This is a genomic window from Lacticaseibacillus songhuajiangensis (assembly GCF_003946025.1).
Lineage (GTDB): Bacteria > Bacillota > Bacilli > Lactobacillales > Lactobacillaceae > Lacticaseibacillus > Lacticaseibacillus songhuajiangensis.
In genome coordinates, this window is sequence record NZ_RHNR01000012.1 from 1 (window position 1) to 23,064 (window position 23,064).

Below are 23,064 nucleotides of genomic sequence, written 5' to 3' on the forward strand. Positions count from 1 at the left end.
AACAGCACTGAGATTGGAACTAGGCTTGTGGGGCTAAGCGAACAATTTGCCTGATTCTTGAGCAGACCAAAACCGCTGGTTCTCCTGGATCCCACGATGAGTAGTTTTAGTTCCACTTTGTAACGTGTCGGCCACGGCTTCACACAATAATACCGGGAGCGCAGAGTTGACGCTGGTTTTTGCGGCAACTCTGCCAGCGGAAGACCGCGTTAGCGGGCTGAAGCGGCCCCGCCCGACGTAGTTCCCGGAGCGTAGCCCAAGCGCACCACCACTGGAGTTGCCGCCCCACCGCCTAGCGGCGGTTTGAAAACAAACCCAAGCGTAAAGCGCACCCTTGCGGGCGCAGACTTACACTGAGGACAGCAAAAGCCCCGAACACATGCGTGCTCGGGGCTTCATTTTGCTTTAGAGGTCGGTTGCGACTTGGTTGCGACCGTTGCGGGTCATGCCCCAGACAACGGCGGCGATGATGATGTCGACGATGACAACGATAATCCAGCGGCCGATACCCATGCCGACTGGCAGAATGGAATTAATCATCCCGTACGTCACGGCCAGCAGCAGCAGAATCTCCACAATCGCGGTGAAGACGTACCAGGTGCCGCGGCCAAAGGCGATGCCGTTAGCGGCCTTAGTTTGACGTGCGGCAATCCACGGCATCAGGAAACCGAGCACCACCATGGCAATGGTGACCACGATACTCATAATCAGTTCCATGGTCCACTTGGTTGTCCCGAAGACGGCGTCAACGGGGAAGAAACCAAGCAAGGCGAGCACAGCGGTGATCCCAAACATCCACCAACCGACGGTAAGGCCGGCCCAGCGGTGCTTCAGGTAGACGTAATCGCCGCCCTTGAACTCATTGTTGCGTTGGCGCACCTGGATGTAGGCCCAGAAGAGGAACAAGGTGCTAGCCGGGGAAACAATCCCGTTCAGGTTCAGCAGCCAGTTGAAGATGTCGTTAATCTGTGGCAGCATGCCGGCTAGCGCCATTAGCAGGCTGCAGATGATGGTGGTCAGCCAGTAACCATTGATTGGCAGACCATCGGAATTCATTTTGGTCATTTGGCGTGGCATGTAACGCTTGGCGACGTCACCCAGGAAGATACGGGTGGAGGCGTCCAGAATCACGGCCAACTGCGCCAGCATGTAGATGCCTTGCACCACAGCGAAGACGTACATCAGGATGTTGCCCATGCCGAATTGTTTACCAATGGCCTGGAATGCGTAGTAGGAACCGTTCATCTTGAGGTCATTTGGCAAGTGGTGGGCGTTAAAGTAAACACCCAGAGAGAAGGTGCCAAACAGCGTCAGGAACATGGTCATGATGGCAATCATCTTCAGCGCCTTCGGAAAGTCGCGGGAAGGGTTCTTCATGTCCTTGGTGTAAGGAGCAGCCAGCTCGGAGCCGTTCATTGCGAAAACGAAGAGTCCAAACGCGGCTAAGAAGTGCATGTCGATGTGCTTAGGCAGGAAGTTGGTGAAGTGGAAAGGCTGAGTGGCAATCGGGTTACCTTTTGCCAGACCGGCGAAGGTCATGATGACAAACAAAATTGTCATGATGAACATCGCGCCCCCACCAATAGTACTCATGATTTCCAGTGAGCGGTTCTTGAAGAAATGCTGGAGCCAGATGAAGCCAACGAAGATGAAGGCGGTCAGAATGCCGAACCAGGCGTTACCGAGGTGCCCCTGAATGTCGCCGTTACCGGTGATAATCCAGCCGAGGGAGATGACCACTGAGTTGGCCACGTCGACCACGTATGGCAGGCCGGTGATCCAGTAGAACCACGCGGAAAAGTAACCGACTTTGTCGCCACTGGTTTCGCGCATCCAGGAGGTGACACCACCGCCAAGCTGATCAAACTGACTACCCAGGTGGGCCACAATCAGGTTGTACGGAATGACGTAGAAGAAGGTCATCAGAACCCAAGAGAAGACGGCCACGAGGCCCTGGTTCTGGAAGTTATAGATGATGTCGTCAAAGCCGATAACGGTTACGAAGTCCATCAGGCCGACAATCATCCACGGAATATAGCGGTTGTTCTTATTTTGTTGTAAAAGCATATTATTCTCCTTGTGCAAAATGTGAAAATGAGGTTTCACAAGGCACAGGGCGCTTTGTTACGCAGTTTGTTCAACACGTTAATGTCCTCCAAGGACTAAGTTTGCTGAAAAATTATAACAAATTATTAAGTTTAATGCGAGTGCCTGCGGATATGCCAAAGGATAAAAAACGTGAAGTGCGTTAAGACAGGAGGTGGTATGCAAAATTGCGGTAGCTTAGAAAAATGATTAATCCCTGAATGATGCTTTTTAACTTTTGCTAAAGCGGGCAGTATCAACGGCAATCTCGGTCTCTGGACCCAATGACTATTTTTCGGCGAGAGTGTATGGTTAATTCATCAGCAAATGTTGTGGAGGAGAAAAAATGACAGCAAGTAAAGTTGTGGCATTAAAGGACATTAACAAAACGTACGGCAAGGCGGGGCAGAAGCAGTACCAAGCACTTAAGGGAATCAGCTTCGACGTTGAACCGGGCGAATTCGTCGGCATCATGGGTGCCAGCGGTTCCGGGAAGACAACGCTTCTTAACATCTTGAGTACTCTGGACACACCAACTAGCGGCAGTGTGGACATTAACGGGACGGACGTCACCAAACTCAAGGGGGACAAACTGGCGGACTTTCGGGCCAAGGAAATTGGCTTTATCTTTCAAGATTTCAACCTGCTTGAGAGTTTAACAGCCCGCGAGAACATCGCTTTGCCACTCGCTCTGCAGAACGTATCGACCAAGAAAATTCAGCCAGCGGTGGAAAAAATTGCCGCTTCATTAGGAATTAGTGCGATTCTGGATTCTTACCCGAGTGAGATTTCTGGTGGGCAAAAGCAGCGTGTCGCTGCCGCGCGGGCACTGGTGCACGAACCAGCCATTTTGTTCGGGGACGAACCAACTGGGGCGCTGGACTCCCAGAGCGCGCGCGAATTGCTCGAAACCATGAAGCGCCTCAATGATGAGGATGACGTGTCGATTCTGCTTGTGACCCACGATCCCTTCTCTGCCAGTTACGCCAAGCGCATTTTGTTCATCAAGGACGGGGTGATTGGCAAGGAACTGCTGCGGGGCGACATGCCGCGCGAACAGTTCTACGGTCAGATTCTGGACGAACTGGGCACCTTCCAGAAGTAGTGGGGAGGAGAAGACATGTTAAACAAACTCGCTTTGGCCGGGATTAAGAATCGTTTCCGCGATTACGCGGTCCTGTTCTCTGGCCTGATTATTGGTAGTGCTATTTTCTACATGTTCATGACGCTCGCGACCAACCGCGACTTTCAGAACGCGAACTCGTCCATTTCCGCAACGCCCTTCATCTTCATGTTTGGTGCGGTGCTGCTGACGATTATCACCTTCGTGTACATTATCTACGCGAACAATTTCCTGCTCTCGATGCGTAAGCACGACTACGCGACCTTCATGATGCTGGGCGCCAAGTCGAGCAAAATTTCCAGCCTGATCTTCACCGAAACGATGGTCATTGGGCTTGGTGCCACCGTAGTCGGTTTGGCACTGGGTGTCGGGGCAACCGCATTAGTTGGTAAGTTTCTGATGCAGGCCTTAGACGCCACGGCTTCGCATTTCGCGCCGTTTTACCTGCCGGCGATTCTGACGACCGCAATTTTCTTCGTCATCCTGTTCCTGCTGGCAGCGATTGTGAACGCGGCCAAAATGCGGCGGACGCCCGTGCTCGAACTGCTGCGCGCCGACAGTACACCATCAAGATCCAACCGTAAAAATTGGCAGCTGGCCTTGTCAGCGGTTGCTGGTATCGCCTCCTTAGCAATCGGTTACTGGGCGATGGCAGAAATTGCTGTCTTAAAGTTGATGTCGATTCCAATCGCGATGGTCACCATTGTCCTGGGCTCATATCTGCTGTTCAACGCGGTCGTCGTGGCTGTGATTAAACTGCTCAAGCGTAACCAGAATTTTGCGAATAAGGGACTACGGAACTTCACACTGAGCCAGATTAGCTTCCGTGTGCGGTCCTACACGGCGATTTTGTCCGTTGTGTCCATTCTCTTCGCGCTCGCGCTGGGAGCTATTACGGTGGGACTCGGCTTCTATAATGAAGTGCCGGCCATGGCCCAAAACTTTAACAGTTACGCACTGGTGCAGCATGACCCTAGCCCTAAGGATGTTGCGGCCGCTAAGGCATTAACGGGTGCATACGGTCAGGCGAATTACCAAGTGAAGTCAAATAAGCAGGTCGTCACACTGCGTCAGAGTGACCTGCAGGCGCATCCACTGATTGCGAACCAGGCGAACGGCGATGACATACTGCAGAAAAAGGTGCGCGTAACGACCAAGGAACTGACAGCAACGCCGCAGAAGTACATTGAGGCCATTGATAGTCTGCTCATCAAGGCACGGATGTCAGCGGGTGCCAAGGTTCAGGTAGTTTCCGATGGCACCTTTGCGCAAACGCCGGGGACCGCGCAGACGGTGCGCGTCTACCGGGTGCACGACCTGCGGGCCAATGCCAAAACGCTGACCAAGTTGCAGAACGTCGAAAACAAGAAATTTCCTGCCTTGGCGGCCCGGGGTGTAGCCGGCAGTACCGCAGCGTCTTACGCCCTGTTCAACGCCTTTTGCAGCGGTTTTGCCTTCATGGGCTTCTTCCTGGGGATTGCCTTCCTGGCCATGCTCGCAAGTACCCTGATGTTCAAGATTCTGTCGGGTGCAGATTACGACAAGAATCGTTACCAGATGCTGCGCAAAATGGGGGTGCGGGAAAAGCTACTTCGCGGATCAATTCGGCACGAACTGTTCACATTGTTCGCACTTCCGGGCGTTCTGGGGGTTGTGCACGTCCTGTTCGGCCTTAAATTGTTCACGTCGCTACTGCTAAACCCGTACGACAAGCTCTACTTACCTTTCGGCATCTTCATCGTTCTGTATCTGCTTTACTATCTTGTGACGGTGTGGCTGTACGAGGGCATCGTGCTGCGGCAGAATGATCGTTAAACTAGATATAGGGGCCAAAACCGCTTAAATAAGCTGAATCGCCACTATATGTAGCGCCTAATGTAATTAGAAAATTAGAATGATTTCTCATAATGAGTGGCAAGCCCCGCAGTACACGGGTTTTGCTACTCATTTTTTTATACAATTACAAATGTAAGAGATATACGAACGTTTTTGGAATTTTCAGTGAAGATTGTTCTTGCTTTAAGGGCTTTTCCGTGCTAAATTTAAGCCAATCGGGGCTTAACCCCAAACGAGGAGGACAAAGCAGTGAAATTCACTTCTAAGTTTGCGACCGCAGCGGCAGTCGCAGCGCTCACCATTGTACTCGGTGCGTGCGGTTCAAAGTCAGCGCAGTCAGGTAAGAAGGATGCAGCACATTCTGTAGCGCTCGTTACTGATGGCGGTGGGATCGACGACAAGAGCTTCAACCAGTCAGAATGGGAAGGTTTGCAGAAGTGGGGTAAGAAGAACGGCCTTGTAAAGGGTGTTGGTGGTTACAACTACGCCCAGAGCAACTCGGATGCCGACTTCGTACCTAACGTTAACAAGATGATCCAGGCGAAGTACAAGACCATCATCGGTTCTGGGTACAAGCTGGAAAAGACCATTAGCGATGCTGCGAAGAAGAATCCAAAGACGAACTTCATCATCATCGATGATGTCATCAACCAGAAGAACGTTGCTTCCGCTACCTTCAAGGATAACGAAGCAGCCTTTCTTGCCGGTGTTTCCGCAGCGATGACGACCAAGACCAACAAGGTCGGGTTCATCGGTGGTGTGCACGGCCAGGTTATCGACCGTTTTGAAGCTGGTTTCCGTCAGGGTGTTGCGGCTGTTAACAAGAAGATCACCGTTGACGTCAAGTACGCCGACAGCTTCTCCAAGCCAGACGTTGGTCAGGCACTCGCCCAGGCAATGTTTAACAACAACGAAGACGTTATCTACCAGGCTGCCGGTGGTTCCGGTGCCGGTGTGTTCTCCGCTGCTAAGAACGCCATCAAGTCCAAGAAGGTTTGGGTCATCGGTGTTGACCGTGACCAGACTGCCGAAGGTAAGTACAAGGGCGGCAACCTGACCCTGACCTCTACCGTTAAGGGTGTTGACATCGCGGTTGAAAAGCTTGCTGATGCTGCCAAGAAGAACAAGTTCCCTGGTGGTAAGACCGTTGTTTACGGGCTTAAGGATGACGGTGTTAAGTTGACCCGTGGTAACATGTCTGCTAAGGCATGGGCCAAGGTTAAGGAATACAAGCAGAAGATTGTTTCCGGTGACATCAAGGTTGCCGAGAAGCCATCCCAGCTGAAGTAATGACTGCTTGTCAGTCAAAGGTGCAGGCCTGATTTCGCGCTTGCATTGATTCAATACAGCCCCTGCACCCAACTTTGGGTGTGGGGGCTGTATTGCACTATGAGCGGTTTGAGTTAATGCGTACTGGCTTGAAAATATTGGGCGTACCGCAATCAATGTTCAGAAATTCGTGGTTCAGAATAGCCCTGATTTTGTGAAAACAGGCAATGAAAAATGTGCAACTTAAGTTATGCACATATTTTCACAAAACCATGCTGAATATGCGAAAGTGCATGCCCTGAAATGGGCCTAGCAGTGGTATGCTAGTAAAGGCTAAATAAAGTTAAGAAAGGATCGCAAGCATTTTGCATGCAAGTGTGAAAGCTGCGTGGGGATGACACGATGAATGAAACACCCGCAATCGAAATTCACCACCTAGTAAAGGCTTTTGGCACGTTCAAGGCGAACGATGATATTTCAATCACGTTCCGCAATGGCGAGGTTCACGCCTTACTCGGTGAAAACGGTGCTGGTAAATCGACCCTGATGAATATGCTCTCCGGAATTCTGCGCCCGACTAGTGGCCAGATTCTGGTTAAGGGAAAGGAGGTCGACCTCCACTCCGCTAAGGATGCCTCTGAACTGGGTATCGGGATGGTGCACCAACACTTTATGTTGGTTGGTGCCTTTACGGTTTTGGAAAACATCATTCTGGGTTCCGAACCGACCAATGCCGGCCGGCTGAACTTCAAAACTGCCCGGAAGCGGGTTGAGGATATCCTGTCACGGTATGACCTTGATGTTGATTTGGACGCGCGTGTTGATGACATCTCCGTGGGGATGCAGCAGCGTGTTGAAATCGTTAAGGTGCTGTTCCGTAATGCTGACGTCCTGATTTTTGACGAACCAACAGCGGTGCTGACGCCGCAGGAAATCGATGATTTGCTTGCCATCATGCGCCAACTGGCTGAAGAAGGTAAGGCGGTCATCCTGATCACCCATAAGCTTGAAGAAATTCGGGCGGTTGCGGACATCACCACGATTATCCGGCGCGGTCGGGTGATTGACACGGTGAAGACTGCTGAGAAGACTGCTGAGGAATTGGCAACCTTAATGGTTGGCCGTCCGGTTGACTTCGACTTACCGAAGAGCGACTTGGCCGAGGGTGCCCCGATTCTGACGGTTGAACACCTTGATGTTACGGACAAGAACAAGGTGAAGCGCGTCGCCGACCTGAACCTGACCGTGCACGCTGGCGAAATTGTCGGCCTTGCCGGGATTGACGGTAACGGGCAGAGCGAACTGGTTAAGGCGCTCACGGGGTTGCTGCCAGTGCATGCCGGCACGATTACCATTGCCGGTAAGAACACGACCCACGCCACACCGCGCCAGATTGTGCGCGACGGGGTCGGGCACATTCCTGAAGACCGGCAGAAGTTTGGCCTTGTCATGCCAATGACGGTCATCGAGAACATGGGGCTCATGACCTATACAGAGGAACCACTGTCAAAGCACGGCATTCTGAACGAAGGGGCCGCCGTCAAAATGACGGAGGAACTCACCAAGAAGTTTGACGTGCGGACCAGCAGCATCCACAACACGGCCGGCTCCCTCTCCGGTGGTAACCAGCAGAAGCTGATTATTGCCCGGGAAATGAGTCGTGATCCGCAACTCATGATTGCGATGAACCCTACGCGTGGTCTTGACGTCGGGGCCATTGAATTCATTCACCAACAGATTCTGAACGCCCGTGAGGCAGGGCACGCGGTCCTCCTGATTTCTTACGAGCTGGATGAAATTAAACAGCTTGCAGATACCATCGCGGTTATTCACGCGGGTCACTTAGTTGCCACGCGTGAGGCGGGCGACTTGACCACTTCCCAGATTGGGCTGCTCATGGCCGGTGAACAACTGAACGAGGAGGCTGCCGTCGATGCGGATTAAAAATAAAAATATCCAGAGTATCTGGATTCCAATTATCGCCATTATTTTGGGCCTCTTGGTCGGGGCGATTGTCATGCTTCTGTCGGGTTTTAACCCGATTGAAAACTACATCAACCTGTTTACCGGGGCGGTGGGGACACCTAACGCCATCGGTGAAGTCCTCCGGGCCGCAACCCCGCTCATCCTGACTGGTGCTGGGTTCGCGATTGCTAACTCGGCTGGCTTCTTTAACATCGGGCTTGCCGGGCAGGCACTGGTTGGCTGGCTCTGCTCCGTGGCGTTTGCGAACGCCTTTCCGAGCTGGCCAGGCTACCTTTTGCTACCGGGTGCCATTATTGCCGGTGCACTTGCCGGTGCCATTTGGTCCGGGATTGCCGGTTTCCTGCGTGCCTACTTCGGCGCCAGTGAAGTGATCACGACCATCATGCTGAACTACATTGCTTTATACGGTACTAACGCCATCATCAAGGGCGTGCTTGCTCACGGGAACAACGACTACTCGCCAACAATTCCCGTTCAGGCACGTCTGCGGACCCCATTCCTGGAAAACTTGACACAAAACTCAACCTTCCACTGGGGGATTATTATTGCCATTGTTGCCGCCATCTTCCTGTGGTGGCTGATGAAGAAGACGACCCTTGGATTTGAGATCCGCGCGGTGGGGATGAATCCTGATGCTTCTCGTTACGCTGGGATGTCCACCAAGAAGACCATTATCGCCGCAATGCTGATTTCCGGTGCACTTGCCGGTTTAGGTGGCGCGATGGAAGGTCTGGGTGACTTCCAGAACATCGTCGTCAACACCGCACTGCCAGATATTGGGTTTGACGGGATGTCTGTTTCCCTGCTGGCTGGTGGGGCCCCAATTGGAATTATCTTCTCCGCCTTACTCTTTGGGGTGTTGAAGATTGGTGGCCTGAACATTTCGATCACCTCCACAACGCCTTCTGAAATCGTGAACATCGTCATTGCGTCCGTTATCTTCTTCGTCGGTGCGCAGTACATGATTCGTTACTTCTTCGACAAGTCCGGTAAGAAGGGCAAGAAGAACGGCAAGAAGGGCGCCGCAAAAGGCAAGGCGGATGCGCCGACAGGTACAGACGCCGACCAAGCGGCACCAACAACTCAGGGAGGTGACACAGAATGAACATTGAAACCTTACTTTTGACGGTTGTCTCAACATCACTCGTTTACTCTGCGCCGCTGATTTTCACTTCCATCGGTGGTGTGTTCTCAGAACACTCCGGGATTGTTAACGTTGGTCTTGAAGGCATGATGGTCATGGGCGCTTTTGCTTCCGTGGTCTTCAACCTCGCGTTTGGGGATGCCTTTGGCGCCGCAACACCGTGGCTCGGTCTTTTGGTCGGCGGATTGGTGGGGATGGTCTTCTCACTGATTCACGCGGTCGCAACCATCAACCTGCGCACTGACCACATTATTTCTGGGACGGTGCTGAACCTGATGGCACCTGCACTTGCGGTTTACCTCACCCGGCTCCTGTTCCAAGGCCGCGGACAAACCGACATCCTGCAGCACCCGCTTTCTACCGTCACCATTCCGGTTCTTTCCAAAATTCCCGTCATCGGCCCGATTTTCTTCACGAAGACCTCTGCAGCGGCATACCTAGGAATTATTGTTTCCATCGTTGCTTGGTGGGTTTTGGCTAAGACTCGTTTTGGCCTGCGCCTGCGCTCCGTTGGTGAACATCCAGAAGCGGCTGACTCAGTCGGGATTTCCGTTTACGCTTACCGCTATGCTGGGGTGCTGATTTCTGGTTTCCTTGGTGGTATCGGTGGTGCGGTAATGGCTCAGTCCATTACCTTGAACTTCTCCGTGACGACCATTGTTGGGCAAGGGTTCATGTCTCTTGCAGCGATGATCTTCGGTAAGTGGCACCCAGTCGGTGCCATGGGCGCGGCCGTCTTCTTCGGCTTCGCACAGAGTTTGGCGATTGTTGGGAAGTACATTCCGGTTATCGAAAACATGCCGGACGTTATCTTCACGATTGCGCCTTACCTGATCACCATCATCGTGCTCGTTGCCTTCATCGGGAACGCACGGATGCCAGCGGCAGATGGTTCGACCTTTATCAAGGCAAAGTAAACATGCAAAGCAAAAAGACGCTGCGGCGTCTTTTTTGTTTGCGCTGTCCGTCAGCGATAGCATTTTAGCGACGGAGTCGCGCCGGGCCTCTGTAGTATTTTCATAGCGCCGTTAGGCGGTGGGGTCGGTAACTCCGGCGGTGGTGCGCTTGAGCTGCGCTCCGGGAACTACGTCGGGCGGGGACCGCTTCAGCCCGCTATCGCGGTCTTCCGCTGGCGGAGTTGCCGCAAGAACGGCGTCAACTCCGCGCTCCCGAGATGATTGTGTGAAGCCAAGACGGCAAGTACGGCCGTCCTGTCTCCAAACAATCATCTTTTCGCCCGACTCCGTTCCCTGCGCCCTTCGGTGTCCGTCTCTCTACGCGCCAAAGCGCGAGGTCGACTGGCTTCGCCCAAGCACACCACTACCTCCGTGACCGACACGTTAATGAGTGGAGACGGAGCGATTAACGATTGCATGGCAGTTTCAAGTCATACTGCGCTGGATATGAAATCTTCGACTAAACGTTGCGTGGAAATGTCATGAACACAGTATCGTGAACGCACTTAGGGCCTGGGGTGGATTGGCGTAGTGGGCAGGAACGGAGTTAGCGAAAATAAAATAGGCTGTGTATTCCCGACATGATTTTCGTCGGGGGTACACAGCCTATTTTATCGGGAGCGGGATATTGACGCTGGGCTTGCGGCAATATCCCCAGTGGAAGACGGCGCAGCCGGCTGAAACGGTCCCCGCTAACGGAGTTCCTGCCTGCGAAGCCAATCTGCCCCAGGCCCGACCTTCGGTCAATTTTCACAGAAGCCATCCTTGCGGATGGTATTTTCAACACTTACGCTGACGGACATCGTCAACACGACAAAACAGCCGCTCCGAAGTCGGGACGGCTGTTTTGCTTGAATTTACTTGTAGTTGAGAATCCACATGAACGCAATGAAGACGAAGAACAGCAAGTACATAATTGGTGAAACTTCCTTACCGCGTTTTGCGGAGATCATCGTGATTGGGTAAACGATGAAGCCCAGTGCGATACCATCGGAGATACTGTAGGTAAGTGGCATGCCGAGTACGATGAGGAAGGATGGGATGGCGATTTCCAGCTTGTCCCAGCTGATGTATTTCAGATTCTGTGCCATCAGCACCCCGACGATGATCAGCGCTGGTGCGGTCACCTGCGTCGTGACAACGGCCAGCAGTGGGGAGAACAGCATGGACAGCAGGAAGCATATCCCGGTAACAACCGCAGTCAGCCCTGTGCGGCCACCAACCGCAATCCCGGCTGAAGATTCAACGAAGGCACCAACTGGTGAAGTACCCAGCAGAGAACCAGCGAGCATCGCGGTGGAGTCGGACGCCAGTGCCTTACCAACGCGCGGCATTTTGTTGTCCTTCATGAAGCCGGCCTGAGTCGCAAGACCAACTAGGGTACCCGCAGTGTCGAAGAAGGTGACCAGTAGGAAGGTGAGTACCACGACCCACAGCTGGACGGTGTTGATGTCACCGACGTGTTTGAGAGCAACCAAGAAGGTTGGCTTCAGGCTTGGGGCAGCGGACATGATGGCGGATGGTGCGTGAATCATACCGGTAGCGAGGCCCAGAATGGTCGTCGCAATCATCCCGACAAAGATGGCACCAGGAACGCGGCGAACCATCAGGACAGCTGTCACAATCAGACCGAAAATGGTCAGCCAAGTGGTGTTAACGCTGAGGGAGCCAAGACCCACGAGCGTAGACTTGTTGGCGACAATCAGGCCGCCGTCGCTCAAACCGAGGAAGGCAATGAACAAACCAATCCCACCGGAGATGGCGTGCTTCAAGTCCGCTGGAATGGCGTCGATGATCATTTCCCGGAGTTTGAAGATGGTGATGAGGATGAAAATCAGTGAGGCAACGAACACGCCTGCCAGGGCGGTTTGCCACGGAATCTTCATGCCGATGCAGACGGAGTACGCGAAGAAAGCGTTAATCCCGAGGGCAGGAGCGGTGGCGATAGGGTAGCGCGCCAGAATCCCCATCAGGATGGTCCCGAAGGCGGAGGCGAGGGCAGTCGCGGTGAAAACCGCACCCTTGTCCATCCCAGAAGCACCAAGCACAGATGGGTTGACGAACAGGATGTAAGCCATGGAAATGAAGGTGGTCAACCCAGCCAGCATTTCGCGTTTTACATTGGATCCCAGTTCATCAATTTGGAAATATTTCTTAATAGCAGTCATGAATAATATCCTCCAAAACACGAACATTCGTGAATTAATTGCCTTGAAACAACGCAGATAATCATACAATATTGGCATGGCGATGTAAATAGCAAAATTATTGTACCGTAAAACGCGAACATTATGTTACCTACAAGCGAAAAGCGTATTGGGACGGGCTTTTGCATTCGCTTAACATGAAAAAATTCATGAAATTAGAGTCAAGCGGCAAGAAATCGCCACGCATTTTGTGAATTGGCTGGGCACAAGTCGGAATGTTGGCCGAGGTTTAATTTTGTGTAAGCGCTATGCTAAAATTTTAAGTATAGAAAACAAATTGGAAAGAAGCTGAGCACTGACGAACGCAAACGTAAAGGAGTGACAGCATGCGTAAAATGGGCATCTCACTGTATCCGGACACTTCAAGTCTTGATGAGGACAAGCGCTATTTGGAATTGGCACGGCAATATGGTTTCAGTCGGGTCTTTACCTCACTGCTGCAATTAGCAGGGGATTCGGACGCGGATAAGCTGGATAAGTTTAAGGCGACCATCGCGTACGCCCGCGAGTTGGGTTTTGACACCATTGTCGATATTAATCCGGCGTTGTTTAGCGAGCTGGGGATTAGCTATGATGATTTGCGTTTTTTCAGTGAACTTGGTGCCAGCGGCTTACGTCTTGATGAAGGCTTCACCGGCGCCGAAGAAGCGCAGATGACGCGCAATCCCTACGGCCTCAAAATCGAAATCAATATGAGCGCGGGGACGAATTATTTGCAGAGTATTCTCAGTTACCATCCGCAGCGCGACAGTCTGTGGGGCTGTCACAATTTCTACCCGCAGCAGTACACGGGGCTGGCCGATGAATACTTTATGGCGTACTCACAGCCGTACCGTGGCGCGAATTTGCACACCGCGGCCTTCGTTTCCGCGCCCAGCGCACACTTCGGACCGTGGCCGATAAGCGAGGGTTTGCCCACCATGGAAAGTGACCGCACTCGGCCAATGACGACGCAGGTGACGCACCTGCTTATGACCGGCATGGTGGACGATGTGATCGTGGCCAATGCTTACGCCTCGGAAGTGGAACTGGCGGCAGTGGCGGTCGCGTTCACCGCCGCCGTTCCCAGTATAGGGGTGCACTTGATTACAGATATTGAGCCCACTGAACGGGCGATTGTGCTGGCAGGGATTGATGGGCAGCACTTATACCGCGGGGACGCGTCGGCGTACTTATTACGGTCGACCCTGCCGCGAATTCGCTATAGCGACGCGCACATTCCGGCGCGTGCTAGTCGCGGCGATTTTATCCGTGGCGACGTGCTGGTGGTGAATGATGACTATGCGCGCTACAAGGGTGAACTGCAAATCGCGCTGTGTACGTTTCCGAATGATGGGCGGCGCAATGTTGTCGGACGCATTACGGCGGCGGACATGGTGTTGCTCGATTTGCTCGAACCGTGGATGAGTTTTGCCCTGCATGAAGCCTAGTTGGAATCACGAAAAAAGCGAACCGCTCGCGGTTCGCTTTTTGTATGCTTAGTTTTCGTCGTCTTCATGTTCATCGAAGATGCGCTTGAGGTGGATACGGCGCGTTTTCCCCAGCACCAGTGGTACGCGTTCGGTCACCACATCGGCGTAGTCAAGACCGAACCAGCGGGCGGGGCTAATGGTGTTCTTCTGAATCCAGAGACGCGCACGAATTAGGGCTTTTGCCAGCCCGTTAATTTGCGTTTCGGGTGACAACTCTTCTTGCACGAGCACGAAGGAGAAGTCGCCGACGTTGCGGCCGGGCATTGTCGTGTACTTTTGCGGCTGGTGGTGCAGTTCGCCGCTGTGCATCAAGTCACCGACAATCTGCCGCAGGAACACGTTGACCTGCTGATTCATGCGGAAACCCAGGTAGAGCTGGACGTTGACGATGTAATCGGTCCCGTAAGTTTCCGTTTTGTACTCGGCTGTGTAGGGCTCGTCGGTAACGTTCACCGTGACGAACCAGTAAACGTCAGCGCGCTTCGGCCGCTTGTCGAGGATGGAGTAGATCAGATCTTTCTTAACGAAGTGGTCCTCGCTGGTTTCAGTCAGGTAAACCAGGTTGTCAGCGTAGAGTTCGTAACTGGTGTCGTCGTGCAGACGCCGCAACTGCTCCTTGTAGGCGAGCAGGGAAACCATCTGCCGGGTGTGTGAATTGTCATCGCGCATGACGCGGCCTTCATACCAGACGACCATGATGGCTAAAATGGCGATGGCAATCAGCGCGGTAATGTAACCACCGTGCATAAACTTGGCGACACTAGCCAGGAAGAAGACGAATTCAATGGAGATAAAGAAGATGAGCACGAGCAGGGCGACGCCGAGGGGCGCTTTGCGCATGCGCAAGTACTCGTAGAGCAGAATCGTCGTCATTAGCATCGTGACGGTGATGGCCAGGCCATACGCTGCTTCCATGTGGGCACTAGTGCGGAAGTAGAAGATGACGGCCATGCAGACCAGCCACAGCAGGGTGTTGACGGCGGGAATGTACAACTGGCCCTTAAAGCGCGTTGGGTAAATAATCCGCAGGCGCGGGAGGAAATGCAACTTAATGGCTTCAGACACCAAGGTGTAAGAGCCGGAAATCAGGGCCTGACTAGCGATGATGGCAGCCAGCGTGGCGAGGCCAATTCCGAACAGGTGCACCGCTTGTGGCATCATGTCAAAGAAGGGGTTGGCGTCTGTTGCCTTCAACAAGGCTGGGTTCATCCGGTTCTGGTCAATCCAAACTGCCTGACCCAAGTAGTTCAGAATCAAACTGATGTTGACGAAAGGCCAGCTGACGTAGATATTTGGCCGCCCAACGTGCCCCATGTCCGAGTACAAAGCTTCAGCACCGGTCGTCGCCAGGAAGATAGACCCCAAGATGAAAATCCCAGTCTTGTTGGCGGGGCTGAACAAAATTTTGATGGCGTAGTACGGGTTCAGCGCGGCGAGCATGGACCAGTCGCGACTCAAGGCGAGCAGACCGAGGATACCCAGGAACAAGAACCACACGGTCATAATCGGGCCAAAGGCGCGGCCGATAATCTCGGTCCCGAAACGCTGGATAAAGAATAGGAAGCTGATAATCAGGATGGTGATCAAAATGACCTGACTTTGCCCATTAATCCAGACACTTTTGCCAATTTGGAGGCCTTTGAGACCTTCGATAGCGGTGGTGACGGTCACGGCTGGCGTCAGCATGCCATCGGCCAGCAGGGTGGCCCCACCAATCAGGGCGGGGATGGCCAGCCACTTGGCGCGCTGGCGGACCAGGGTGTAGAGGGCGAAGATACCACCTTCACCGTGGTTGTCAGCGCGCAGGGCGATGACGACATATTTCAGCGTGGTGATAATGGCTAGTGTCCAGAAAACCAGGGATACTGAGCCTAAGAGAAAGTCGTGGTCAACGCCGCGGAAACCACCATTTCCGGCGACGATTGATTTCATAACGTAAAGCGGGCTGGTCCCGATGTCGCCGTAAACGACCCCTAGCGTGATCAGCAATCCCGCCATTGTTAATTTATTGTGGCGACTACTTGCGCCAGTGTTCAGTTTCGTCATGATTGCACCTCATATGGATAACGTGTCATTGCAGTCCAGTTTAGGCTATTCATCGGCTTGAGGCAATGATTAGCGGGCAGAGCAGGACATTTCCCGGGAAATGATGCTCCGAGCGGTGGGTATTTTCGCAAAATAATGACCGTTTTTCTGCGCTGAGAGATACAGGTAAGCCCATTGCGGACGTGTTTGCAAGTGTCGAGCCGCGCAGTGGTTGACTCCCGGCGATATTTAGCAATCAACGTTTTCTGCAAACGAAATAAGTGCTAATCTAGTAGAAGATATTTTATTCAAAGTAGGAGAAATCATGGACAACTCTGGTAATACGAACGCACAACATATTCACATCTCAGCAAAGCACCACATGACCATTCACTGGCACCGCTTCGTGAAGGACCAGAACGTTCCTGCAGTGCAGAGTAATCTGCGCGAACGCGCCACAATTGTGGGCCGGGTGGGGATTCAGATGCTCAGTTGTGGCACGGGGGCTTGGCGGGTGCGTGAAGCGATGGATACCATCGCCCGCGCGCTCAGCTTGACCTGCTCCGCAGACGTGGGGTTGACCACCATTGAATACACCTGTTTCAGCAATGGTCACCACTACTCGCAAACTCTGGCCCTGCCCACGTCAGGGGTGAACACGGATAAGCTGCACGCCATGGAGACTTTTGTGACGAGCTTCGCGGAAGACTGTGCGGACGACACGCCGGCGCAGATTCACGATAAGCTGGACCAAATTCGGGACATGAAAGCTAACTATGGTGCTGTTGCGGCTGGACTCGCATCGGCCTTTGCCTGTGCGGCCTTCGTTTTCCTGCTCGGTGGCAGTCCGGTCGAAATGTTGTGTGCCTTCTTTGGCGCCGGCGCAGGTCACTTCTCCCGAAAACTAATGGGCAAACGTCACCTCACGCTCATTGTGGTGACTTCCCTGAGTGTGGCGCTCTCCTGCGTGGTGTACATGCTGGTATTCAGAACACTGGAGTTCACCCTGCACGTCGCCAGTGCCCATGAAGCTGGCTATATTGGCGCAATGCTGTTCGTTATTCCCGGCTTTCCGCTGATTACTAGTGGCCTAGATATTTTTAAGCTCGACATGCGCTCGGGCTTGGAGCGGATGCTCTACGCGCTGACCGTGATTCTGGTTGCCGTGCTCACCGGCTGGGTGGTGGCCATGCTCGTGCAACTGCGGCCGGCAAACTTCCTGCCGCAAAACCTCGGTCCCTGGGCGCTACTTTTCCTGCGCTTGGCCGCTAGTTTTGTCGGGGTGTTTGGTTTCTCGATGATGTTCAACAGCCCGTACAAAATGGCGGGCCTTGCGGGACTGGCTGGCGCGTTTGCCAACACCTTGCGCTTGGAGCTGGTTGACTTTAAACTGCCCGCAGCTGCGGCCGCCTTTCTGGGGGCACTGCTGGCCGGACTTATTGCCTCCTATCTGCACCGCAAAATGGGCCTGCCGCGAATTTCGCTGACGGTACCGTCCATCGTCATCATGGTGCCGGGGTTGTACATGTATCGCGCGATGTACAATTTGGGCCTGAACAATTTTGCAGTGGGTGGTTCCTGGCTGATTAAGGCAGTCTTGATGGTTGTCGCGTTGCCCCTGGGTCTTGCGACCGCACGGGTGCTGACCGATCCGCTGTGGCGCCACACGAACTAAATAGCAGGTAAAAAGCCTGCGAAAAATCTTCTATTGAAGGTTTGCGCAGGCTTTTTGTGTGCATTGATAAAGCTAGTTAGAAGATGCGCTGGCCGCTTCCAGGTCGCCGCGCATAATGGCGTCATAACGCGCTTTGATGAAGTCGGCAGATTTCTGCAGCTTGGTCAATTCCTCTTCGGTCAGCGGCAAGCTCAAGGCCCGCTCCACGCCGTTAGCCCCGACGATGGCGGGGTAGGACAAGTAGCAGTCGTATTCGGCCTTGTAGTTGGATACGGGCAGCTCGCGCTTGGCGTCACTGAGGACCGCGTTCAGCAGGCGAGTGGTTGCCGCCGCAATGGCGTAGTTAGTGTAGTGCTTTCCCAGCATAACGTGGTAGCCGCCAATGCGCGCTTCGTGGTCAATGGCGTCCAAATCAATATTGGCGTCCTCTTCGGCAAGTGTGGTGATTGACTGGCCGAGGACGCGGACGGTCGACCAAGCGGTGAACTGCGAGTTGCCGTGTTCGCCGAGGTTGTAGCCGGAGACAGAGCGGGGGTCGACGTGTAGCGCCTCCCCAACGGCACGCTGCATGCGTGCGGAATCCAGCAGGGTGCCCGTGCCCATCACGTGGGCAGCGGGTAAGCCGGATAACTGTTGGTAAATCATGGTCTGGATGTCACAGGGATTCGAGATGACCAGCAAAATGCCGTGGAAGCCGGATGCCTTAATTTTGCCCGCCACGATTTTAACCTGTGTCGAGGTGAAGGCGACCTCGGAGAAGCGGTCGAGCTTGATCTTCTGGATTTCGATGTCGCCCAGGGCAGAGATGATGACTTCACAGTCCTTGAGCTCATCGTAATCATTCACGTGCAAGACCGTGTGGTAGTCCAGGTTGGCCATGGCGTCGCGGAAATCGAGCGCGTCTGCTTGCACTTTGTCTTCATTAATGTCGATGAGGGTCAGCTCGTCCGCCAACCCGCCCTGAATGATATTGTGTGCGACGGTCGCGCCCACGTGTCCACAACCAATAATTGCAACTTTGCGTGTCATGTTTGTTCTCCTTACTGTCATTTCCCGGGAAATTAGCAGAAAATGGCTAAAAAAAGGGCTGTGCCAAAAGGCGGTTAGCTCCCGCCATACAAGCTGGCGCCGGTTGGAATCCCGAATTTAGGATTCTGGCCGGTGCCTGTTTGTATGTTAGGGAGCTGCCTTTTGGCACGCGACCACGATGTAACATTCGCGTGCTAAATCCTTTTGGTACAGCCCCACGTCTATTCGTTTCTACTTGAATTCATTTACAGGTGGCTTGCCGGCCAGAATGAGTTCGACATCGTTCAAGGAAATGTCGACCATGTTTTGCACGGCAATGTTGGTGAAGAAGGCGATGTGCGGCGTGATGATGACGTTCGGCATTGCGTGCAGTTTTTCAACCAATGGGTAGTCGCTGAGCCCGTCAGTGCGGTGGTCGAAGGCAAAAATATTGGCTTCACCCTCAACAGTGTCGAGGCAGGCCGCCGCAATTTCCTTTTGCTCAAGTGCGGCAACCAGTGCTGCTGTGTCGACGACGGGGCCGCGGGAAGCGTTGACCAAACCGGCAGTGGGCTGCATCAACTTAAAGTCGGCCGCACCAATCAGCTTCTCGCTGCTGGAATTCAGGTCAACGTGTAAGCTGACGACATCACTACGCTTGAGCAAGTCTTCCTTGCTCGTGTAAGTGACGATGCCGTCAAGATCGGCCCGCGGTTTTACATCGTAAGCCAAAACCGTGGCGCCCAATGCATGCAGTAAGCCGGCGAGGGTGCCGCCAATGCGGCCGGCACCGATAATACCAATCGTGGCGGAGTGAATTTCCTTAGCCTGCAAACCACCCCAGCGGTAGTCGTTGGCGGCCACGCGGTTGTCGACGATTGCGGACTTGCGCAAAATGCGGAAGATCGACATCAGGGCGTGCTCAGCAACAGAGCGCGGTGAGTAAGCCGGCACGTTGGTCACGATGAGGCCAGCCGCGTGGGCTGCAGCCAGGTCAACAGTGTCAACGCCGGCGGTGCGGGTGGTAATCTGCTTGATGCCTATGCTGGCGAGCTGTGTGTAAACGGCCGCGTCGTCAATTGGGGCGCGCTGCTGAATCACGATGCCATCGTAACCGTCTGCTTGAGCGACCGTGGCCTTGCTCAGCAAATCGCGGGTGATGTCAATTTGGTTGCCGCTTTGCTGCGCGTGGGCCGCAATGGCGGTTTCTTCGTCGTCGCGAACGGAATACATCAAAATTTTGCTCATCTTAGTTCTCCTTCCGGTTGGCCTGAACGTAGGCACCCAGGCGCTTCATGGCCTCATGCAGGTCATCCATGGACGCTGCGTAACTGATACGGACGTGGCTTTCACCACCAGGGCCGAAGCCGCCACCCGCGATGACCGCGAGCTTGTTCTTGCGGAGCAGGTCGTAGCAGAACTCGGTATCGTCCTGAATGCAACCTGCTGGGATTTTGGCGAAGACGTAGAACGCGCCGGTTGGTTCGGGAATCTGGAAACCCATTTTGGTCATTTCACCCACGACGTAATCACGCCGCTTGATGTATTCGGCTTTCATCACTAGCGAATCCTGACGGCCAGCTTCGGTTGAAAAGGCTTCTGTGGCACCGGCCATTGCGGGGTTGGAGGCAACGGTGACGTTGAAGGCGTGGGCGAGGGCGACGCGCTTCATCAGGTCGGCGGGGCCGGCGATGATACCGATGCGCCAGCCGGTCATGGCGTGGGACTTGGACACCCCGTTAATCAGCAGGGTTTGCTGCGGCAATGCCTTGGCAAAAGAGTAGTGGTCAGCGCCGTAAGTCAGTTCAGAGTAGATCTCGTCAGAAATCACGGCGATGTTGGTTTTAGCGACAACCGCCGCAATGGCCTCAACCTGCGCCTTGTTGTAGGTCACGCCGGTCGGGTTGGACGGGAAGTTCAGGAGAATCGCCTTTACAGACGGACCTTCCTTGGCGATGGCTGTGGACAGCTGCTCGGGTGTGAGGACGAAGCCAGTGCTCTCGGTGTTGATGTAAACGGGGATGCCGCCATTGATGCGGATCAACTGGTCATAGAGGGAGAAGGTCGGACTCGGCATCAGCACCTTGTCGCCAGGATTGAGTAGCGTGTCGAGGCAGGAGTGCAAGCCTTCAGTCGCGCCAACGGTGACGATGATTTCGCTGTCCGGGTTGTAGTCCAGTTGGTAACGGTCGGCGAGAAAACCCGCGGCCGCCTTGCGCAGTTTTGGCCAGCCATTAGAAGGGCCGTAGTGAGACTCGTTGTTGTTGATGGAGTCAATTGCGGCTTGCTTGATGTGTTCGGGAACATCGAAGTCGGGTTCGCCGAGCGTGAGCTTCAGGACACCAGGAGTGGCGCTGGCTTCGGCATCAAAGACGCGGATGGGGTTGGGCTTCAGGCCATCGTAGGTGTGCTTCAAATCGGTTAACAAGGCTGGTTTAGTACTGGGCATGTGAATAACTTCCTTTCCAGATTGGCGGGAGAAAACAAAAAATCACCGGAGCGCGCTGCGCATCCGGTGATTTGCTGTACGGAAGAAACGGTACTTCCGTTAATGAAACAGCTCACGCGGATGCTTGACCGTCATCCGCGCGCCGCAAAGTGCCTGGCTCTCGGATGACTAACCGAAATACCAGGTAAAAAATTTGCGCGTTGATAAGCTGTTTGTTTGAGTCATATTATGAGAACTCCCTGAACATTTAATACATAGAGACTAATTCTAAAATGAGAGAAAGTCAATAGAATTTTTGTCGGAATTCAATTTGATAATTCACATTCATGTGTAAATTTGCAACAAATCAAGGCGACAACACCCGACACTAGGGCGTTGTGAGTAACTAAGTGTTCAAAAATTCTGCGTAATTTTTCATGGTATCTCGCAATGGCAGTATTGTGAGCGTGACGAATTCACCTAGTTTTATTGTAAAAACACAATTATTTTCAAAAAGGACTAAAATAAAGGTGAATAAATCCAATTATAAGGAGATCCTATTAACATGCGCTTAGCGATGTATGCGGGACAACCGTATTCGATTCGGGAAGCAAATGGTCAGGTATTGGGAAAGAAGTTGGCGGCAAAGAGCGTGTTGTCTTGCATCACGCATCCGAAGTATTTACGTGATGCTAAGCAATCCGCCCCAGAGGAAAAACTGAACGAGAAGGGGTTGCAGGCGCCAATTCGCAGGCCAAGGCAGATTTTTGCGTCAGGCGTTAACTATCGTGGTTATGCCGAAGAGGCCGGACTGAAGGAAAGTGACCAGCCTGTTTTCTTCAGTAAGTTTACGAGTTCACTCACGGGGCCGAATCCCTTGGTGGAACTCCCCAATGACACAATTGATTGGGAAACAGAACTCGTCGTGGTGATTGGCGAAAAGATGCACAAGGTCACCCCTGAGCAAGCAAATGCGGGTATCTTCGGCTACATGGTCGGTCAGGATCTAACCGACCGCACTCTGCAGTATTCCGGCAACACGCCGCAATGGGGATTGAGCAAGTCCTACCCGCGGTTCTCAGCTATTGGTCCGTGGATTACCACACCGGATGAAATCACCGGTGATTTGCAGGATCTGCGCATCCAGACGCACGTGAACGGCCAAGGCAAGCAGGATGCAACGGTTGGCCAGATGATTCACGGCGTTCCTGAATTGCTGGCGTACCTAGCTGGTATCGTCACATTATTGCCAGGCGACCTCGTCTTCACCGGGACGCCAAGCGGCATTGGCTACGGGGCCAAGCCGCAGACCTTCCTGCACAGTGGCGACTTTTTGAGCAGCGACATCGCACAGCTCGGTGAACTGTGTGTTGTGCTGAAGTAGCCCTGCTGGGAGCGCAAGTTACTTTTTGAATGTGAATAATTGAAAAGTACAAAGGACAGCCTTGTGGAATTTTCTTAGAAAGGGAATTTCTGCGGGGCCGTTTTGTTTGTTTACTTTTGGCAAAATACTCTTGGAGAGCTGACGCAGACGCGGCGTTGCGTTCCTACTTGGTAGTGTAAGTCACCTTCCATCAGCAAAAGAGCCTGAACTGACCCGCTAAATTGTAATTGTCTATTTTTCACCATACATAGTTTTTAGTGTTTCCTTGAACCATTCGTCGTGCTTCAAATCGCTACTAAATACAATATCGGATGAATAGGCCACAAATTGCTATGGGGATGCATTGTATTGATGATACGAGTATGCAACAATCGAGCAGTGAAATATTATTAAGCATTAATAGTATTTTTTAACGGATAGCGCTTAAAAATGTGCCGGTTGTTAAACTTCATTTTTTTGAAGAATT

At 53.1% G+C, this 23,064-nt stretch carries 15 protein-coding genes; 9 read left to right on the forward strand and 6 right to left on the reverse strand.

Going from position 1 to position 23,064, the window contains the following annotated elements:
• Positions 1-405: 405 nt before the first annotated feature.
• Positions 406-2,067 (reverse strand): APC family permease, encoded by a 1,662-nt coding sequence (locus EKM97_RS04585; RefSeq protein WP_125571108.1) that lies wholly within the window; start codon positions 2,065-2,067, stop codon positions 406-408.
• A gap of 364 nt (positions 2,068-2,431) precedes the next feature.
• Between EKM97_RS04585 and EKM97_RS04590 the strand changes: the two genes are divergently transcribed.
• From EKM97_RS04590 to EKM97_RS04615, 6 genes are all read left to right on the forward strand, one after another.
• Positions 2,432-3,190, forward strand: a complete 759-nt coding sequence (locus tag EKM97_RS04590; RefSeq protein WP_125571109.1) for an ABC transporter ATP-binding protein — start codon at positions 2,432-2,434, stop codon at positions 3,188-3,190.
• Positions 3,191-3,205: 15 nt separating this feature from the next.
• Complete coding sequence (locus tag EKM97_RS04595; RefSeq protein ID WP_125571110.1) at positions 3,206-5,023, forward strand: FtsX-like permease family protein; 1,818 nt, start codon at positions 3,206-3,208, stop codon at positions 5,021-5,023.
• 270 nt (positions 5,024-5,293) lie between these two features.
• Entirely contained in the window at positions 5,294-6,334 is a 1,041-nt protein-coding gene (locus tag EKM97_RS04600) for a BMP family lipoprotein (protein WP_125571111.1), read from the forward strand.
• A 381-nt stretch (positions 6,335-6,715) separates the two neighbouring features.
• The gene (locus EKM97_RS04605) at positions 6,716-8,257 is read left to right on the forward strand and encodes an ABC transporter ATP-binding protein (protein WP_125571112.1); all 1,542 of its coding nucleotides are present in this window, start codon (positions 6,716-6,718) and stop codon (positions 8,255-8,257) included.
• On the forward strand, positions 8,247-9,404 hold the full coding sequence (locus EKM97_RS04610) for an ABC transporter permease (protein ID WP_125571113.1): 1,158 nt from the start codon (positions 8,247-8,249) through the stop codon (positions 9,402-9,404). The genes EKM97_RS04605 and EKM97_RS04610 overlap by 11 nt, the downstream gene beginning before the upstream one ends.
• Complete coding sequence (locus tag EKM97_RS04615; protein ID WP_125571114.1) at positions 9,401-10,360, forward strand: ABC transporter permease; 960 nt, start codon at positions 9,401-9,403, stop codon at positions 10,358-10,360. Before EKM97_RS04610 ends, EKM97_RS04615 begins: the two co-directional genes overlap by 4 nt.
• An 896-nt stretch (positions 10,361-11,256) precedes the next feature.
• Here the strand turns inward: EKM97_RS04615 and EKM97_RS04620 are convergent.
• Positions 11,257-12,567, reverse strand: coding sequence for an NCS2 family permease (locus tag EKM97_RS04620; RefSeq protein WP_125571115.1), 1,311 nt, complete (start codon positions 12,565-12,567; stop codon positions 11,257-11,259).
• Between the two features lie 365 nt (positions 12,568-12,932).
• Here EKM97_RS04620 and EKM97_RS04625 point away from each other — a divergent pair, with 365 nt between their 5' ends.
• On the forward strand, positions 12,933-14,036 hold the full coding sequence (locus EKM97_RS04625; protein WP_125571116.1) for a DUF871 domain-containing protein: 1,104 nt from the start codon (positions 12,933-12,935) through the stop codon (positions 14,034-14,036).
• Between the two features lie 48 nt (positions 14,037-14,084).
• Here EKM97_RS04625 and EKM97_RS04630 read toward each other — a convergent pair whose 3' ends face one another.
• Positions 14,085-16,124, reverse strand: coding sequence for a KUP/HAK/KT family potassium transporter (locus EKM97_RS04630; RefSeq protein ID WP_125571117.1), 2,040 nt, complete (start codon positions 16,122-16,124; stop codon positions 14,085-14,087).
• A 304-nt stretch (positions 16,125-16,428) separates the two neighbouring features.
• Here EKM97_RS04630 and EKM97_RS04635 point away from each other — a divergent pair, with 304 nt between their 5' ends.
• A complete protein-coding gene (locus tag EKM97_RS04635) occupies positions 16,429-17,778 on the forward strand; it encodes a threonine/serine exporter family protein (RefSeq protein ID WP_125571118.1) in 1,350 nt (449 codons plus the stop codon).
• Positions 17,779-17,850: 72 nt separating this feature from the next.
• On the opposite strand, the gene EKM97_RS04640 is transcribed toward EKM97_RS04635, so the two are convergent.
• The 3 genes from EKM97_RS04640 to EKM97_RS04650 all read right to left on the reverse strand — a co-directional run bounded on the left by EKM97_RS04640 (position 17,851) and on the right by EKM97_RS04650 (position 21,235).
• On the reverse strand, positions 17,851-18,807 hold the full coding sequence (locus tag EKM97_RS04640; protein WP_125571119.1) for an L-lactate dehydrogenase: 957 nt from the start codon (positions 18,805-18,807) through the stop codon (positions 17,851-17,853).
• Between the two features lie 231 nt (positions 18,808-19,038).
• A complete protein-coding gene (locus tag EKM97_RS04645; RefSeq protein WP_125571120.1) occupies positions 19,039-20,034 on the reverse strand; it encodes an NAD(P)-dependent oxidoreductase in 996 nt (331 codons plus the stop codon).
• A 1-nt stretch (position 20,035) separates the two neighbouring features.
• Positions 20,036-21,235: an aminotransferase class I/II-fold pyridoxal phosphate-dependent enzyme gene (locus EKM97_RS04650; protein WP_125571121.1), complete on the reverse strand. Its 1,200-nt coding sequence runs from the start codon at positions 21,233-21,235 to the stop codon at positions 20,036-20,038.
• Between the two features lie 544 nt (positions 21,236-21,779).
• On the opposite strand from EKM97_RS04650, the gene EKM97_RS04655 reads away from it, so the two are divergent.
• The gene (locus tag EKM97_RS04655) at positions 21,780-22,598 is read left to right on the forward strand and encodes a fumarylacetoacetate hydrolase family protein (RefSeq protein ID WP_125571122.1); all 819 of its coding nucleotides are present in this window, start codon (positions 21,780-21,782) and stop codon (positions 22,596-22,598) included.
• Positions 22,599-23,064: the final 466 nt, after the last annotated feature.